The organism is Anoxybacteroides voinovskiense (genome assembly GCF_014196205.1).
GTDB lineage: Bacteria > Bacillota > Bacilli > Bacillales > Anoxybacillaceae > Anoxybacteroides > Anoxybacteroides voinovskiense.
Genome location: NZ_JACIDE010000027.1, coordinates 24758 through 42015, shown reverse-complemented (window position 1 = coordinate 42015; position 17258 = coordinate 24758). Strand labels below are relative to the sequence as shown.

Sequence of the window (17258 nt, the reverse complement as noted above, 5' to 3'; positions counted from 1 at the left end):
TAGAAAACGCTTACAAACACTGGGTTATTTAAACCAAATATATCCAGAGAATCGAAATATCAAAAAAAATCTCCCACAAACTCTTGACTCAATCCGTATCTTTTCGTCCGTTGTACAAATGAATAGTGTTATGTTAAAATAAAGCTATTGTGATGTGCGTCGTTGGAGGTGTGAGGTATGCATGCGTTTCTTGTTACGTTACTTGTAATTGTTTGTATTGGAATCATTGCGGTTGTTTTATTGCAATCGGGTCGAAGTGCAGGGCTTTCTGGTGCCATTACAGGCGGTGCTGAACAATTGTTTGGCAAGCAAAAAGCGCGCGGATTAGATGCTGTACTGCATCGAATTACCGTTGTTTTAGCCGTATTATTTTTCGTATTAGCGATTGCGGTGACGTATTTCCAATTGTAAAATATGGGGAAAGGGCGGTCCATTCGAAAAGGGCTGCCTTTTCTGTTGGGAAGAAAGGAGACATGAATGATGAAGATGATTCCCCCACAACCGTTTACGTTTGAAGCGGGTGAGCGGGCGGTGTTGCTGTTACATGGATTTACCGGAAATTCGGCGGATGTGCGGATGCTTGGGCGTTTTTTGCAAGCAAAAGGCTACACGTGCCACGCCCCAATTTATAAAGGACATGGCGTGCCGCCAGAAGAACTTGTGCATACCGGCCCGGAAGATTGGTGGCAAGATGTGATGAACGCTTACGAATATTTAAAACAAAACCATGAAAAAATCGCTGTTGTTGGATTATCGCTTGGCGGTGTGTTTTCGTTAAAACTTGGCTATACTGTTCCTGTTGTTGGCATCGTGCCGATGTGTGCGCCGATGTATATCAAAAGCGAACAGACGATGTATGAAGGAGTTTTAGCGTACGCTCGCGAATATAAAAAGCGGGAAGGAAAAAGTGAAGAACAAATCGAACGCGAAATGGCGGAGTTTGCAAAAACGCCGATGAAAACATTGAAAGCACTACAACAACTTATTGCTGATGTGCGAGATCATTTAGATTTCATTTATGCGCCTGTTTTTGTTGTACAAGCGCGCCATGATGACATGATTAACCCAGATAGTGCAAATATTATTTATAACGGCGTGGAGTCTCCAGTGAAACAAATGAAGTGGTATGAGGAATCAGGACACGTCATTACGCTTGATAAAGAAAAAGAACAGCTTCACGAAGACATTTATGCGTTTTTAGAGTCATTAGATTGGTAATCCTCGAAAGGAGGAATTGTATGAGAGAAAAATTATTAGCGTTTATGCGCGACGAAGCGTATAAACCACTCACTGTTCAGGAATTGGAAGAAGCGTTTCACATTACGGATGCTGCCGAGTTTAAAGAGCTTGTCAAAACGCTCGTTGCGCTGGAAGAAGAAGGATTGATTATCCGCACAAGAAGCAATCGGTACGGATTGCCGGAAAAGATGAATTTAATTCGCGGCAAAGTGACAGGGCATGCGAAAGGGTTTGCATTTGTCATTCCAGAAGACCCAACGCTCGATGACATTTTTATTCCGCCGTCGGAATTAAAAAATGCGATGCATGGCGATACGGTGCTCGTGCGTGTTAATGCACACCCGACAGGCGCCCGCAAAGAAGGAACGATCGTCCGTATTATTGAGCGCGGCGTGACGGAAATCGTCGGCACATATACAGAAAGCAAAAATTTCGGTTTTGTCATTCCAGACGATAAAAAAATTGTGAACGACATTTTTATTCCGAAACATGCGGCAAACGGCGCGGTCGAAGGGCATAAAGTCGTCGTTCGTTTAACGACGTATCCAGAAGGACGGATTAGCGCAGAAGGGGAAGTTATTAAAATTCTCGGCCATAAAAACGATCCGGGCGTCGATATTTTATCGATCATTCATAAACATCGATTGCCGCTACAATTTCCAGAAGACGTCCTTGAACATGCTAACAGCATTCCCGATACGATTTCCGAAGAAGATTTACAAGGGCGGCGCGATTTGCGCAATGAAATGATTGTCACCATTGACGGGGAAGACGCAAAAGATTTAGACGATGCGGTGACCGTGACGAAATTAGCAAACGGAAACTATAAGCTTGGCGTTCATATTGCGGACGTAAGCCATTACGTCACGGAAGGTTCGCCGATTGACCGTGAAGCGTACGAACGAGGGACGAGCGTCTATTTAGTCGACCGCGTCATTCCGATGATTCCGCACCGGTTATCAAACGGCATTTGCTCGCTTAATCCGAAAGTCGCTCGGTTAACGTTATCGTGCGAAATGGAAATTAACGACCGTGGCGAAGTCGTTCACCATGAAATTTTCCAAAGCGTCATTCGCACGACCGAACGAATGACGTATTCTGATGTGAACCGCATTCTCGTTGATAAAGACGAAGCGTTACGAGAAAAATATGCCCCGCTCGTCCCAATGTTTGAGGTAATGGCAGAGTTGGCGGAGATTTTACGCAACAAACGCATGAAGCGTGGGGCAATTGATTTTGATTTTAAAGAGGCGAAAGTGCTTGTCGATGAAAACGGTAAGCCGTACGACGTTGTCTTACGTGAACGTTCCGTTGCCGAACGACTAATTGAAGAATTTATGCTAGCGGCAAACGAAACGATTGCCGAACATTTCCACTGGATGAACGTCCCATTTATTTATCGCGTACATGAAGATCCGAAGCCAGAGAAGTTGCAACGCTTTTTAGAGTTCATTACAAACTTTGGCTATATTGTAAAAGGAACCGGCAATCAAATTCATCCACGCGCGTTGCAAGAAGTGTTGGAAGCGGTGCGCGGCGAGCCGGAAGAAATGGTCGTATCAACCGTCATGCTTCGGTCGATGAAGCAAGCGCGCTATGATGCAGAAAGCCTCGGTCACTATGGATTATCAACCGAATTTTATACGCATTTTACGTCACCGATTCGCCGCTACCCAGACTTAATCGTTCATCGCCTTATTCGCACGTATTTAATTAATGGACAAATGGATGAACAAACGCAACAAAAATGGGCGGAAAAGCTGCCTGAAATTGCGGAGCATACGTCGAATATGGAGCGGCGTGCGGTAGAGGCAGAGCGTGAAACCGACGACTTGAAGAAAACCGAGTTTATGGAAGACAAAATTGGCATGGAGTTTGACGGCATTATTAGCTCGGTGACGAATTTTGGTTTGTTTGTCGAACTGCCGAACACGGTCGAAGGGCTTGTGCACGTCAGCTATTTAACCGACGATTACTACCATTACGACGAGCAACACTATGCAATGATTGGCGAACGGACAGGGAAAGTGTACCGCATCGGCGACGAAATTACGGTGCGTGTCATTAACGTCAATAAAGAGGAGCGCATCGTCGACTTTGAAATTGTCGGCATGAAAGGACGCCGGAATCAAAAAGCAAAAGCCGCGCCAGTCGTCATTGAAGGAAAGCGGAAAAAGAAAAAAAGCGACGAAAAATGGCCGACGAAAAAGGAAAAGAAAAAGCAAAAGTTTTACGAAGACATTCCGAAAATGAAAAAGAAGAAAAAGAAAAAACGATAAGAAAAGCCTCGAGAACGGAGGCTTTTCCTTTCTTCTCATTTTTGTTAAAATATTGCTTGTCGGAAGGGAGGGAAACGTATGCCAAAAGGGGAAGGGAAAGTCATTGCGCAAAATAAAAAAGCGCATCATGATTATTTTATCGAAGAAACGTACGAAGCTGGTCTCGTTCTCCAAGGTACGGAAATTAAGTCGATTCGGGCAGGCAAAGTGAACTTAAAAGATTCATTTGCGAAAGTGGACAAAGGCGAAGTGTTTTTGCATAATATGCATATTAGCCCGTATGAACAAGGCAACCGCTACAACCATGACCCGTTGCGGACGCGCAAATTATTGCTTCATCGCCGCGAAATCAATAAACTCATCGGTTATACGAAAGAACAAGGCTATACGCTCGTGCCGCTCAAGCTATATATGAAAGATGGATTTGCGAAATTGTTATTAGGCGTCGGCAAAGGAAAGAAAAAATACGACAAGCGCGAAGATATGAAAAAGAAAGAAGCGCAACGCGAAGTCGAACGCGTTTTCCGCGAACGGCAAAAACTGTAGTGACAATATGTTACAATTGCAAACGAGCGGAAATGTGCTATAATAAATGATGTCAGCCAGTTATGAAAGCTTAAGCTGTTTCGTACGTTTCTCTACGGGGACGTTACGGATTCGACAGGGGTAGATCGAGCTTAAGCTGCGAGCCGAGGGGACCGTCCTCGTCAAAACGTCACCTAAAGATAACTGGCAAAGAAAACTACGCTTTAGCTGCTTAATTAATGCGGCTAGCTCCTACCGCCATCGCCCATGTGGCGGCCTAGGGGTTCATAACAAGTGGGCTACGCCCAAGTCCGCCGTCTGAGGATGCGGGAAGAGACGAATCAGACTAGCTGCTCGGAGGCCTGTCGGTAGGCGGAAGAAGCGGCGAAAGTGAAATATACCGACTACGCTCGTAGATGCTTAAGTGGCGATATCTCTGGACGTGGGTTCGACTCCCACCGTCTCCATACAGAGTGAGTAAAAGCGCTAGGTGACTAAACCTAGCGTTTTTTGTTTTAGGAGTTCTTTTATTATTAATGTATATATATTTAAAAAATATTGACAAAGATTCTCATTATCATTTATTATTTTTAACGTAATTGATAATGATAATCATCAGAAAGGAGATGCGGTATGCAAAAATTATTCTCATGGGTATTATCACTATGTTTGTTGGTTGGCTTAGTTGTTTTTTCTAGCTCCCCAACCGAAGCGGCTGAGAAGGGGGTTACAGTAAAAGATTTAGCAGGGCGTACGGTGACGTTTGAGAAAGCCCCTAAGCGAGTTGTCGTCCTAAGTCCTGGGGATTTAAACACTCTTCAAACACTAGGAGTTACTATTGTTGGGAGACCGACCTCGATGGCTCCGGTTGATCCAAGTTTAAAAGATGTTCCGCAAGTAGGAAATATTCATCAGCCAAATTTCGAAAAAATTGTGAGTGTTAAACCGGATGTTGTCATTGCAGGCACTGCTTTTCAAGCACATGTTGAAAAAGCAAAATCATTGGGATTGAAAGTCATTATCACTTCTGGAAGTTCAATTGATGATATTAAATCTTCTATTTCTTTATTAGGAAAATTGTTTGATAAAGAACAAAGAGCGAAAGTATTAATTGGAAAGATTAATAGCAAAGTAAAGAAATATAGTAAAGCAAAAACAACAGTGCGCGCTGTCATTTTGTTTGGCTCTGGTTCCAGTTCATTAGTGGCGTTGCCAACATCCTTTTCTGGTGATGTATTGAAGAAAGCTGGCGGCGAAAATATTGCAGCAAGTTTTTCGCAAATCAAAGAATTCCCTGGGTATGCCAATTTAAGTACGGAACGTATTATCGCAAGCAATCCGGATGTTATTTTCATTATTACGCATGCTAATCCAGCGGAAACAAAAAAAGCAATGATTAAGCTCATGTCTACAAGTTCTTGGCGGAACTTGAAAGCGGTAAAAAACAAAAGCGTCGTCTTTTTGCCAAGCGAATTATTCGCAGCAAGTCCTGGAGCGAAAATCGGGGAAGCGCTAGATTATATGAATAAAGAATTATTAAAAGTAAAAGCAAAGCTAAATAAATAAGCAAGAGGGGTTCAAAAGATGGCGGAAAGGCCTCTTAACAAAGAAGAAATTATACTAGGAGAAAAAGAACATCCTTATCGAAAAAGGAGAATAGGTGCGTTCGTTTTTTTACTCATATCTATTGTGTTTGTTTCGTTATACTCTGTCATTACCGGTAGTGTGAAACTAAACCTTCAGGAAGTATGGGAAGGGATTACGGGGACAAAAGATTCCATGCTCCATACGATTGTATGGGATTTGCGTCTGCCGCGGACGATTGTAGGAATCATAGTGGGGATGTGTTTAGCTGTCTCCGGAACGATTATGCAAGGAGTAATGAAAAACCCGCTAGCAGATCCGGGAATCATCGGGGTATCTTCAGGCGCTGCTTTGATGGCGGTCATTATTACGATTTTGTTGCCAAAATATATTTTGCTATTACCGATCGCTGCATTTATCGGTGGTTTTTTGACAGCGATGCTGATTTATGCACTGGCATGGCAAGGGGGTGCTTCTGTTGAGCGAATTATTTTAGTCGGAGTAGCCGTCAATGCCGTAATCGGCGCCAGCATGAGTGCGATTATGCTACTTTATAGTGACCGTGTGCAAGCAGTGCTTCCGTGGATGGCGGGAGTCATTGGCAGTGCAACAATGGATCAAGCGAAATTGCTATTAACCTATGGGATTCCAGCATTAATTTTATCCCTTTTTGCGATTAAGCATATTCGGATTCTCCATTTAGGAGATGATGTGGCGAAATTATTAGGACATCATGTAGAACGCTCTCGTTTTTTCTTAATTGTAGTTAGTACGTTGTTAGCTGGTATTGCCGTCAGTGTGTCTGGATTAATAGGGTTTATAGGGCTTGTTATTCCGCATATATTGCGAATGATTGTTGGTAATGATGATCGTTTTGTTTTGCCATTGTCTGCGTTAGGAGGCGGAATGTTTCTTGTGTTAGCAGATACGATTGCACGTAGTTGGTTTGATCCTATTGAATTGCCTGTCGGCTTATTACTTTCTTTTCTAGGAGGACCGTTCTTTCTATATATTCTCCATAAGAGGGGGAAAATGCGTGCTTTTAGTTAACGATCTTTCATACAGGCACTCAGAGTCTTTTGCACTTGAAGAGATAAATTTAGAGATTAAAAGAGGGGAAATTATTAGTTTAATTGGTCCGAATGGTTCGGGAAAATCGACGCTGCTTCGCATCATCTCTCATCTTCTCAAACCGATGGTCGGGACGGTTTTATTAGACGGCAAGGAAATCCAAACGTTAGGTCGAAAAGCTCTCGCTCGAAAGTTAGCGATGCTTCCGCAAATTCAAAACCATACAATCGACATTACGGTAAGAGAATTAGTGGAGTTTGGAAGAAACCCTCATAAAAGGTGGTTTCAATCGCTAGATGGTGAAGATGAGCGAATCATTCAATGGGCGCTAGAAGTAACAAATTTACAAGCGTATGAGTATCGATTTTTACAGTCGTTATCGGGTGGGGAGCGGCAAAGAGCGTGGATTGCAATGGCGATTGCCCAGCGGCCGGACATATTGTTGCTGGACGAACCGACGACTTACTTAGACATTGCCCATCAATTAGAAGTAATGGAACTTGTTCAAATGTTAAATGAACAATTCGGGATGACGATTGTGATGGTGCTTCACGATATTAATCAAGCAGCTCAATACAGCGATAGGATTGTCGCTCTAAAAGATGGGCATATTCGTTACGATGGCGATACGAAAAAAGTTATTTGCAAAGTAATGTTCCAAGAAATTTTTGATATTGATGTGGAAATTTATTATGACAGGCATAAACCATTTTTCGTCCCGATTAGAAAAAAACAAGATTTCGTTGTTTCTCCATAGGTGAAGAAGAGGGATTATGCGTGAGGAGGGTGGTTATGCAAAAGCAGCTTGGTCTAGAATCAAAAAGAGAGAAATATCTACAATTTTTGAATCAATGTAAAACGATGGTCATTAGTACAGTGGATGAAAGTGGCGATCCGTTTATTAGTTATGCTCCTTTTGTGATTCATGAAGGTCACTTCTATATCTTTATTAGCAAAATTTCGGAGCATTTTCGCTATATCGAAGACAATAGCTACATTTCAGTGATGATGCTTGCGGATGAAAAAGACTCTCCTAACCTATTTGCAAGAGAGCGTGTTCGTTTTAAATGCACCACTGAATGTGTCGGAAACGATGGAAAAGGTGACATTTTTGCGAAATTCGAACATATTCACGGTTCTGCGCTAATGAGATTGTTGCGAACGATTGATATGTATTTATTTAAACTTACCCCTGTGGCAGGGCGTTACGTGGCGGGATTTGGCGAAGCGTTTGAGGTTAATGTGCAAGGAACGCAGTTTACGCATGTTGTTGTCGAGCGCCGAAGTGGCGGAAAAATATAAGAGTGAAGGGAGAAGCGCTACTTTATGAACTTGAAACGAGGAATGAAGCTGGCAATGCTGTGCCTAATGGTTTTCGCTGCTTTACTTTCCGTGAATCCGGTTGAAGCAGCGACAAATGTAGCAAGAGTCGTCAATGATGCAAAAATGCAAATGCAAAAAGCGTATACAACGTATGTTAATGCAGTGGCGAAAACAGGAAAACTTCCAAGTAAGTCAGCCGTTATGGTTGAATATAGTAAGGCGAACACGCTTTATGCAAATGCTAAAAAAGCAGTCCAAAAATCCGGTGGGAAAATGAAAGCGAAATATTTAAAAGAGCTGGACTATGCTTATAAAGTATATATTACAGAACGCGTCGTTCCATATATGAATGCTTACAACGCGTGGGAATCATCCGAAAAAGCGAAAACAGCACTACAAGAAGCGATCGCAAATGAAGATATAGATGCGTTGCAAAGCGCTTATGAGAAGCTAGGCGGTTACTTAACTGAGAAACAGGCAAAGTTGTATAGCAAAGTATATGGCTCACACGTGCGAAAAGTTTTTTTACAACAATTGAATAGCAATAAAACGCTATATAGCCAATATGCGAACGATGTTGCAGTGAATAAGCAATTGTCTCAAGCTACAGGTGCATTAGGGGAAGGGAAACTAGCAGAGGCGAAAAAAGCGTTAGATATCATGCGTCCGCTATTGAATAAACTTTCTAATGTGTTTAAAACGGATTTGACGAAAGAATATAACGATTTACTAGAAGTATACAATGAATTAATTGCTCCGCCAGTGGCAGAACTAGATTTTGTCGAATCAAACAATGGAACGGTTACGTTATATTTTGATATTCCTGTTGCCTCTCTTCGTGTTGATGATATAAAAATTACGATGACAATTAACGGCGGCACAGAAACAGAAGTAACTCCGTTAAACGTTGTGTTGAGCGAGGATAAAACAGCAGCTACTATTACTGTTCCATTGGTAACAGCAGCTGCTGAAGACCAATCTATTGTGTACGCTGTTGCATATAAAGGACAAAAAGTCAGTGCAGATGCGTTTACTGTAGCTAAGCAATGACCTAACATCTGAAATGGAGGGATAACCGTGTATGTAGTAACAAATGCGATTCGCGTAAAAAAAGGATATGCTCCGCAACTAGTCGAGCGGTTTAAAGAAAGAAAAGGAATTGAACAATCAACGGGGTTTATTCGTTTAGAATTACTCGTAACAGAGGGGCTTGAAGACCATGACGAAGTGCGCGTGTGCACTACATGGGAAAATAAAGATTCTTTTATCGCTTGGACGAAAAGTGAGGCGTTTCGCAAGGCGCATGAGCAAAAAGACAGAGAACGACTTGATTTTGTGCTTGGAAACGAGATGTTCTCATACAAAGTAGCTCTCTCTGTCGAAGCATAATTGACAGCGCTCTTTTCTGCCGAAGGTGAAAGAGAGGAGATCTATATTTAGCGAGAGAAAAAAAGGAACTACCGCCTGTTTTGTGAAAGCGGTTAGTTCCTTTTATTTCACTTGTTCAGCGACTTCTCCCCACACCACTTTATTTCTCCCTGTTTGTTTGGCGATGTATAAATATTGGTCGGCTTGTTCGATTGCTTTTTCGATGCGGTTGCTGCAGTTGAATGGGGCGACGCCGATCGATACGGTGATGGGAGGGAGCGGCTGGCCGTCAATCGTAAAAAAAGTGCGCCGTTCAATCGCGGTTCGCAAGCGGTTGAGTAACTCCACTGCTTCCGTTTCTTTTTCCACCGAAAGGCAGGCAATAAACTCTTCCCCGCCATAGCGCCCAGCCACCATGCGGTCTGGGGCGAACGTCCGAATCATTTGCGCCAGCGTTTTCAACACCTCATCCCCATTTTGATGCCCGTACGTATCGTTAATGTGTTTAAAAAAGTCGACATCAATCATCGCAAGATAACGAGGCGTCCGCTGTTCGTTGACGACTTCCACGAATTTTCGCATATTGTATAAATGCGTGAGCGGGTCATGGTCGGCATAAAAGCGCAACTTTTGGATTAACTGAACGTGGTGAATGGCTAACCGAACGAAAAAGAACAATAGCGCTGCCCCAAGATGAAACGAAAAAAAACGGATTGGTGCTATTTGTTTAAACGCTTCCCATCCGGAAGGAACGAGAAAAATGATCGGCAAATCGGACAGAAGCCAAAAAGCAGTAAATGCAAAAAACGAATGCACGTACGAAAAACGTTTGATAGCGCTCCACCGATGCAAATATAGCGCCAAAATGGTTGGCAACATAAGTCCAAAGACAATGCCGGGAACAGCCCCACTTCCTCCCAATACCCAGCGCCAGCTAGAAGCAATCACTAGCGCAGGAATCGCGTAGCTAGGTCCTTGTAGCAACGCCAAAAACGTGACAGGAATCGTACGTAAATCAAAGCGATAGTCACCGATGAAAATTGGTGTATAAAACATCGCAACCGTGCCGAACGATACAAATAAAATATGAAGCCATTTTACTCTTCTAGGAGTAAGAAATGTCCAATCGTTTTTTCGAAAATAAATCGTTTGAATACACAAATAAACGAGCAGTAAGATGCAAATATTAGATAAGACAGACTGAACCATGGCGCCTCACTTCCACATTGCTAAAAATAATATTTCTTTAAAAAAATTATAAAAAAAATAATACGGAAAAGATAGAGTGTTTCCTAAAATATTGACACTGTCAACAAACTGACATTTACTCATTTTCTTTATTTCCGAAGAATATATATAATCATCTTTTTTCTACTTCACGAACTGAGGTGAAGAATAGTGGACGGGTTCGATAATCAGCTAAAAGAAACGTTGATTCGCACGTATGAAACAATCATCGAGCGCACGATGAACAAAAGCAAGCAATTTCCGCTTGCATATGAAGAAAGCCGCGACAATTTACTCGCTTATTTATACGCAAAAGAAACGATCTCCGAATCGCTCGTCCGCGCATTGGAAGAAAAGGGGCTGTCGCTTTTTGGATACGAATCGCACGTGCTTTCTCGGCTGTCGCTTTTATTGCAGTGGATGCACGTTTCCCCAACATTAGGGAGTAACATTACTTGCCGTAAAGCACACCAGTTGCTTGAGGAGCGGGCAACCATCGCGTTAGGCAACGCGCGGGACGGAAGGTGTACGCGCATTATGGTGACGTTAGATGAACAAATCGTTCACGAACCAGAAAAAATGGAAGAACTATTGCGGCGCGGCATGGACATTGCCCGCATTAATTGCGCGTACTATACCCCCGCTGTCTGGGCAAAAATGATCGACTGCGTTCGCCAAGCGGAAGAACGGCTGCGACAGCACGGACATGGAGAGAAGCGTTGCCGCATTTATATGGATTTACCCGGCCCGAAAATTCGTGTAAAACGACTAGTTGGCGAAGAACGTCCGCTGAAACTGGCAGTCAAAAAAACAGAAGCACCGCTCATCGGGCTCTTTTCCATCGGCAAGCCGCCACAGGTTGATGACCGACGGTTAGCGTTCGTCATCGAAGCAACTGCAAAAGAAGAAATCGTGTTGACGGTTGGAGACAACTTGTCATTCCAAGATATGCGTGGGCGGCGCAGAGTGTTACAAGTCGTCGAAACAATTAGTCCAACATGTGCAAAAGTCATGTTGAAAAAGACCGCTTATTTACAAGCGCGGACGGTGTTCACTCATCCTTGCCATCGTCTATTTGTGCGTTCGGTGATGCCAATTCCAATGAAAATTCCTGTTCAACAAGGAACTTCTCTCAAAATTTATTTCAAGGAAACTCACTTAGATGCGGCGCCTGCTGATGCGGTAAAAATGACGACGACGTTGCCGAAAGCGTTTCGTAACGTTCGCGTCGGACATCGGTTGTATATCGATGATGGGAAAATTTTTGCGATAATTCAACAAGTGACAGACGAGTACGTGGAAGCGAAAGTTGTTTCCACTGGGAAAAAGCCGAGAACGCTCAAAGAAGGTGCGGGACTGAATCTTCCGGATTCGCTCATTCATTTAAATGTATCTTCGCTGACAGATCAAGACTTGTCATACCTTCCGTTTATTTGCCAGCATGCCGATATGATTGGGCTTTCGTTCGTTCATACTCCAAAAGATGTGGCAGAAATTCACCGCTTGTTAATAGAGCACGGCGCACCGCATCTCACGGTCGTCGCAAAAATCGAAACGCGTGCTGCCCTTCACAACCTTGCCCGAATTTTATTGGAAGGGCTGAAACTGCCATCGTTTGCCGTCATGATTGCGAGGGGCGATTTAGCGATTGAAGTAGGATTTGAACATATGTCGATCGTGCAACAAGAAATTTTGGCGCTTTGCCGTGCGGCGCATATTCCGGTGATTTGGGCGACGCAAGTGTTAGAAAGTTTAGCGAAAAAAGGGATGCCGGCACGTGCTGAAATTTCCGATGTATCGTTAGGGCAAACCGCTCAATGTATTATGCTCAACAAAGGAACTTATATTTTAGAAGCGGTCGAAATGCTTTCACACATTCTTGAAAAAGAAGAAGCGTACGAAAAAAGGCAACAAACGATTGCGCGCTATATGTCCCAACAAGGGATGACGTAGTTTTCTTTCTAGCGTCCATCCGCTATAATAAATAGCAAATGGGTTGTTTAAGGGGCTAACGGGTATGGACGTTGTATATCAAGTAAAAACAGTACGTGAACTGCGCATGAACGATATCGTATTACATCCGATTTACCGCCCGGACGGATTGTTGTTTGTCCGTAAATATAAAAAAATGACAGAATCTGTCATAGGGCATTTGCGTAAACATTTTCCAGTTGACTATCCGCTGCTTGTAGCCGAGTCGGAAGAGAAATTACAGCAATTTCGACAGTGGAAAGAAGAACATGGGGAAGAAGCTTACGAACAGTTTCGTCATCTTTTAACGATTCATCAGCGATATACTAATCTTCCGCTCTCGATGGAAATGTACGATGACCAGCTTGCCAAACGAAAGCGCGTCACCGATGGCGGGCAAGACCGCTTTTTTCAGGCGTTTCATCCGAACGTATTGATGCCGATGTGGAACGTGTGTATCCAAACATTTGATTCGCCGCGAATGTTAAATCGAATGAAGCAACTAAATGAGCAATTGAACCGCGTGATTGCCAGCGATGAAACGATTTTATCGCTTTTTCAACGAATGTACCAATACCACGATGTGCTTGTCGTTCATAGTGTCAATACGATGTGCCTTTCCGTTATGATTGGCACGGCGCTCGAACTAAGCGATGAAGAACTGCTTGACCTAGCATTGGCGACGCTGTTTGCCGATATCGGGTTTACAGGAGTGCCAAAAGAGCAGTTCATTCATTATTTAAATAGCGGCAAACGCGATGAAGAGCTAATCAAAGATCATTTACGCTTAGCGGTGGAAATGATTGCGGCTTCCCCACACTGCCGGCGAAAAAACATTATTTTCGGCATTCTCGACCATCATGAAGAATATGCCGGTACAGGGCTTCCGAGCCAAAAGCAAAAAGAGCAAATCCACTTATTTGGCCGCATTATTGCGCTTGCCCAACTATACGACGAATTAGTGGGGGGCTATGTCAAAGAGGAAAGCCGCCTATCGTTTGAAGCGGTCGAAGAAGTGTGGAAGCAAAGCGGCAAAAAAATCGATCCGAACATTTTACGCATTTTTATCGACAAATCGCGCGTCTATAAAGTCGGCGAATGGATTCAGCTGCCAAACCATGAACTGGCGGAAGTCATCGGTTTTAAAGATTACGTGCATTTTCCGCTCCATCCGATCGTCAAAAAACGCAATGGCGATATTTATGACTTATCGACTCGACTATAAAAACGCTCCATTGGGGGCGTTCTCTTTTATGTTAACCATTAATTTAAAATAGTTGACAATAAAACATCTGTCGGGCAAAATAGAAAACAATAAGGGGGGAGAGCGCGTGGGAAAGGCGATATTTATTACTGGCACAGGAACGGACATCGGTAAAACGGTCGTCACGTCGTTTTTAACGTTTGCGGTCGAACAAATGGGAAAGAAAGCAATCATTTATAAACCAATTCAAACCGGTTTGGCGGAAGATGGGCGTTCGTTTGCGGAGCGTTACTGGTATGAAACGAAAATGGGACAGAAAGCAGCAAGTTTGTATTGTATGGAGCCGGCGGTGTCGCCGCATTTTGCTTCTCGTTTAACGAATACGACGATCGAGCCAGCGACCATTCAAGCGGAATTAGCGAAGCTGACGGCGCAATATGACGTCGTGTTTGTCGAAGGAGCAGGAGGGCTTGCCGTGCCGCTGATCGAAACAGAAGAAGGATTTTATATGACAAAAGATTTAATTCACGACTGCGGGCTTCCGATTGTGATTGTGTCGTTAGCTGGGCTAGGAGCGATTCATCACGCGACGACTACTGTTTTGTATGCAAAGCACCACGCATTGCCGATCATCGGGCTTGTTGTTAATCAATTGGACAGCCAAAACGACATTCATGTCGATAACGTTCGAACGCTTCAGCGGCTACTGGATGTACCGCTGCTGACAACGCTCCCTGTCGTCGACCTTTCGCGCCAATCGCTGCAAGCACTTGCGAAAGCGTGGCTAGAAGAAGGAGAGCAAACCGAATGGTTAAGGAGGTTAGTCGAGTGACGTATCGTTACGAACAATTAGAACAATGGGATAAACAATACGTATGGCATCCGTTTACGCAAATGAAAACGTATGTCGAAGAAAAACCACTGATTATCGAACGCGGGGAAGGTAGCTATTTGTTTGATGTCGAAGGCAACCGCTATTTAGACGGCTATGCCTCCCTCTGGGTAAACGTTCATGGGCATAACGACCCTGAGTTGAACGAAGCGCTTCATAAACAAGTCGAAACGATTGCCCACTCGACGTTGCTCGGCTCAGCGAACGTGCCGTCCATTTTATTGGCAAAAAAGTTAGTGGAATTATGGCCGGGGATGGCAAAAGTGTTTTACTCAGATACAGGGGCAGCAGCGGTTGAAATCGCGCTCAAAATGGCGTATCAATATTGGCAAAACATTGATCCGGTTCGATATGCGAAGAAAACGAAATTTGTGTCGCTAAAAGAAGCATACCATGGCGATACGGTCGGTGCGGTCAGCGTTGGCGGCATGGAGTTATTCCATCGCATCTTTCAGCCGCTCTTATTTGAACGAATCGAAGTGCCGGCTCCGTACGTCTATCGAATGGACGAATATGGAAGTGAAGAAGAAATCGTCCGTTATTGTTTACAGCAACTAGAAAACGTACTTGCCGAACAACATGAGTACATCGCTGCAATGATTGTTGAACCGCTCGTGCAAGGGGCAGCAGGCATTATTACCCATCCGGCAGGCTTTTTAAAAGGGATCGAAACGCTTTGCCGAAAATATGGGGTATTGCTTATTTGCGACGAAGTAGCGGTCGGCTTTGGGCGGACGGGGACGATGTTTGCATGCGAGCAAGAAAACGTGCTTCCCGACATCGTTTGCCTTGGCAAAGGGATTACGGGCGGATATATGCCGCTTGCAGCGACGCTCACGACGGAAGCGATTTATGAAGCGTTTTTAGGCGATATTACCGAAAACAAAACGTTTTATCACGGCCATACATATACGGGAAACCAACTTTCCTGTTCGGTCGCGCTCAAAAACATTGAGCTAATGGAAAAACGCAAGCTCGTTGCGGATGTCGAGCGAAAAGCGAAGAAACTTGCGAAAAAATTGCAAACGCTATATGAGTTACCGGTCGTTGGCGACATTCGGCAAAAAGGGTTGATGGTTGGCATTGAAATCGTCAAAGACCGCCGGACGAAAGAAACGTTCGCTCGCGTAGAGCAGTTTGAGCATCGGACAATTTTAGAAGCGCGAAAACGCGGGCTTATCATTCGCCCGCTTGGTCCGGTATTGACGTTTATTCCGGTCTTGGCGATGACGGACGAACAGTTGGAAACAGCGGTCGATATTTTGTTTGACTCGATTGCCCATATGATTGTCCAATAATCGTTGCCTATTTTGGCAACGGTTTTTCTTTTTATTGGACATTCGCCCACGCCCTCCGCGTTTGTCCTACATATGTATAAAGTGTAACAACGACAATACGAGGAGGCATGCAACGATGAATGATCATTTACTTCAAGAGGAGCGAATTTGGCGGCCGTGGGGGTTTGGTTTCGGGCGTCCATGGGGGTTTGGCTTTTGGCGTCCGCGTCCATTTTTTGGCGGTCCATTTTTCGGTGGCTTTTTAGGCGGCTTGCTTGGCAGTGCGTTAATTCCACCGTATTACGGTTATCCATATTACCCGTACTACCCAATTTGGTAAGGAAGATGAAAAGATGAAAGGAGAATGCCTATGATTCGGCAGCACCCATATGACACGCGCTGGTTTTTTGGCGGTCCATTTGTCGGTGGGTTATTAGGCGGGTTGCTCGGCAGTGCGTTAATCCCTCCGCTCTTTTACGGGATTCCAAGGCCATACCCTCCATATCCGCCATATCCTGTGTACCCTCCGTATTATCCGTATGGAGGATACGGGTATTAACAAGCTTCCCCGTACGATTTGTACGGGGAAAGATGTCTATTGCAAGTTATGTTGATACGGAAATTGATTCGTATACCCTTGAAATTGTTCGTATGTTTGTTGCAACTGTTGTCCATTCGCTGGTTCAAGCTTATACCAACCTTTGCGGAACATAAGATTGTACAGTTCTCGCTGACAGTTTTGTGTTTCCGTAAAAATTTGCAGTGCGTCTTGATACAATTGTTGATGGCTTGCTTCATGCAAAAACGTGCTATAAGAAGAGGTCATATATTTTTCTGTCGTCAACATATCGTTCAAAAAATCACGTTCGTTCATTTGCGGTGTTTTCGGCACTTGCGTTTCTTGATTTTGAATCGCCATTTTGCTTCCCTCCTTTATTGTAGCGGTATAGTTGGTTGGTTTTGCTGCAAATGTTGCAACAGGCGCTCATAATGGCGCTGGTGCATTTGCCCCGCTCGCTCAATCGCAGCAACGATTTCTCCGTCTTGGCATTGCGACGCAAAAAAGTGCGCTTTTTTCATTGCTAACAAGTTCCATGACATCATGTCTGTTAAATAGAGCGCATCTTTTGTCGAAATGACTTGTGGTGGCTGTGGCATTGTCGTCTGTTGCGTTGTTGTTCGTTGTTGCATTTGCATACGTCTATCTCCTTTCTAGGTTCATGATTCGCTTGTAGATTATCCGTTTTAGGGCAAAATATACATATGCCGAATTTTGTCGAAAAAACGTATTCAGCAAT

Annotated in this window: 19 protein-coding genes and 1 other RNA gene; 17 read left to right on the top strand and 3 right to left on the bottom strand. The window is 43.9% G+C overall.

Annotated elements, in window-relative coordinates:
• The first annotated feature begins 177 nt into the window (after nucleotides 1–177).
• From secG to GGR02_RS14815, 11 genes are all read left to right on the top strand, one after another.
• Complete coding sequence (gene secG, locus GGR02_RS14865; RefSeq protein ID WP_183185757.1) at nucleotides 178–411, top strand: preprotein translocase subunit SecG; 234 nt, start codon at nucleotides 178–180, stop codon at nucleotides 409–411.
• A gap of 66 nt (nucleotides 412–477) precedes the next feature.
• Nucleotides 478–1218 carry an alpha/beta hydrolase gene (locus tag GGR02_RS14860; protein ID WP_306415784.1) on the top strand — a complete coding sequence of 247 codons (741 nt, stop codon included), beginning with the start codon at nucleotides 478–480 and terminating at the stop codon, nucleotides 1216–1218.
• 20 nt (nucleotides 1219–1238) lie between these two features.
• A complete protein-coding gene (gene rnr / locus GGR02_RS14855; protein ID WP_183185755.1) occupies nucleotides 1239–3518 on the top strand; it encodes a ribonuclease R in 2280 nt (759 codons plus the stop codon).
• 78 nt (nucleotides 3519–3596) lie between these two features.
• Nucleotides 3597–4064 (top strand): SsrA-binding protein SmpB, encoded by a 468-nt coding sequence (gene smpB, locus GGR02_RS14850; protein ID WP_183185754.1) that lies wholly within the window; start codon nucleotides 3597–3599, stop codon nucleotides 4062–4064.
• A gap of 96 nt (nucleotides 4065–4160) precedes the next feature.
• Nucleotides 4161–4513: a transfer-messenger RNA gene (gene ssrA / locus GGR02_RS14845) on the top strand.
• A gap of 163 nt (nucleotides 4514–4676) precedes the next feature.
• Entirely contained in the window at nucleotides 4677–5609 is a 933-nt protein-coding gene (locus GGR02_RS14840) for an ABC transporter substrate-binding protein (RefSeq protein ID WP_183185753.1), read from the top strand.
• An 18-nt stretch (nucleotides 5610–5627) separates the two neighbouring features.
• Complete coding sequence (locus GGR02_RS14835) at nucleotides 5628–6677, top strand: FecCD family ABC transporter permease (RefSeq protein ID WP_183185752.1); 1050 nt, start codon at nucleotides 5628–5630, stop codon at nucleotides 6675–6677.
• On the top strand, nucleotides 6664–7455 hold the full coding sequence (locus GGR02_RS14830) for an ABC transporter ATP-binding protein (RefSeq protein ID WP_183185751.1): 792 nt from the start codon (nucleotides 6664–6666) through the stop codon (nucleotides 7453–7455). The genes GGR02_RS14835 and GGR02_RS14830 overlap by 14 nt, the downstream gene beginning before the upstream one ends.
• 35 nt (nucleotides 7456–7490) lie before the next feature.
• Entirely contained in the window at nucleotides 7491–8000 is a 510-nt protein-coding gene (locus GGR02_RS14825; protein WP_183185750.1) for a HugZ family pyridoxamine 5'-phosphate oxidase, read from the top strand.
• Nucleotides 8001–8024: 24 nt separating this feature from the next.
• The gene (locus GGR02_RS14820; RefSeq protein ID WP_183185749.1) at nucleotides 8025–9071 is read left to right on the top strand and encodes a Surface layer protein; all 1047 of its coding nucleotides are present in this window, start codon (nucleotides 8025–8027) and stop codon (nucleotides 9069–9071) included.
• Nucleotides 9072–9098: 27 nt separating this feature from the next.
• Entirely contained in the window at nucleotides 9099–9410 is a 312-nt protein-coding gene (locus GGR02_RS14815; protein ID WP_183185748.1) for an antibiotic biosynthesis monooxygenase, read from the top strand.
• Nucleotides 9411–9512: 102 nt separating this feature from the next.
• On the opposite strand, the gene GGR02_RS14810 is transcribed toward GGR02_RS14815, so the two are convergent.
• The gene (locus tag GGR02_RS14810) at nucleotides 9513–10598 is read right to left on the bottom strand and encodes a GGDEF domain-containing protein (protein ID WP_183185747.1); all 1086 of its coding nucleotides are present in this window, start codon (nucleotides 10596–10598) and stop codon (nucleotides 9513–9515) included.
• Nucleotides 10599–10787: 189 nt separating this feature from the next.
• Between GGR02_RS14810 and GGR02_RS14805 the strand changes: the two genes are divergently transcribed.
• The 6 genes from GGR02_RS14805 (at nucleotide 10788) to GGR02_RS14780 (ending at nucleotide 16519) form a co-directional block, all read left to right on the top strand.
• The gene (locus GGR02_RS14805) at nucleotides 10788–12569 is read left to right on the top strand and encodes a pyruvate kinase (protein WP_229706240.1); all 1782 of its coding nucleotides are present in this window, start codon (nucleotides 10788–10790) and stop codon (nucleotides 12567–12569) included.
• A gap of 64 nt (nucleotides 12570–12633) precedes the next feature.
• Nucleotides 12634–13812: an HD-GYP domain-containing protein gene (locus GGR02_RS14800; RefSeq protein ID WP_229706238.1), complete on the top strand. Its 1179-nt coding sequence runs from the start codon at nucleotides 12634–12636 to the stop codon at nucleotides 13810–13812.
• Between the two features lie 106 nt (nucleotides 13813–13918).
• A complete protein-coding gene (gene bioD, locus GGR02_RS14795) occupies nucleotides 13919–14623 on the top strand; it encodes a dethiobiotin synthase (RefSeq protein WP_183185746.1) in 705 nt (234 codons plus the stop codon).
• Nucleotides 14620–15981, top strand: coding sequence for an adenosylmethionine--8-amino-7-oxononanoate transaminase (gene bioA, locus GGR02_RS14790; RefSeq protein WP_183185745.1), 1362 nt, complete (start codon nucleotides 14620–14622; stop codon nucleotides 15979–15981). Before bioD ends, bioA begins: the two co-directional genes overlap by 4 nt.
• Nucleotides 15982–16096: 115 nt before the next feature.
• A complete protein-coding gene (locus GGR02_RS14785; RefSeq protein WP_183185744.1) occupies nucleotides 16097–16300 on the top strand; it encodes a hypothetical protein in 204 nt (67 codons plus the stop codon).
• A gap of 30 nt (nucleotides 16301–16330) precedes the next feature.
• A complete protein-coding gene (locus GGR02_RS14780; RefSeq protein ID WP_183185743.1) occupies nucleotides 16331–16519 on the top strand; it encodes a hypothetical protein in 189 nt (62 codons plus the stop codon).
• Nucleotides 16520–16555: 36 nt separating this feature from the next.
• Here the strand turns inward: GGR02_RS14780 and GGR02_RS14775 are convergent, their stop codons facing one another.
• Both GGR02_RS14775 and GGR02_RS14770 read right to left on the bottom strand, forming a co-directional pair.
• A complete protein-coding gene (locus tag GGR02_RS14775) occupies nucleotides 16556–16879 on the bottom strand; it encodes a spore coat protein (protein WP_183185742.1) in 324 nt (107 codons plus the stop codon).
• Nucleotides 16880–16893: 14 nt separating this feature from the next.
• The gene (locus GGR02_RS14770; RefSeq protein WP_183185761.1) at nucleotides 16894–17151 is read right to left on the bottom strand and encodes a hypothetical protein; all 258 of its coding nucleotides are present in this window, start codon (nucleotides 17149–17151) and stop codon (nucleotides 16894–16896) included.
• Nucleotides 17152–17258 lie beyond the last annotated feature (107 nt).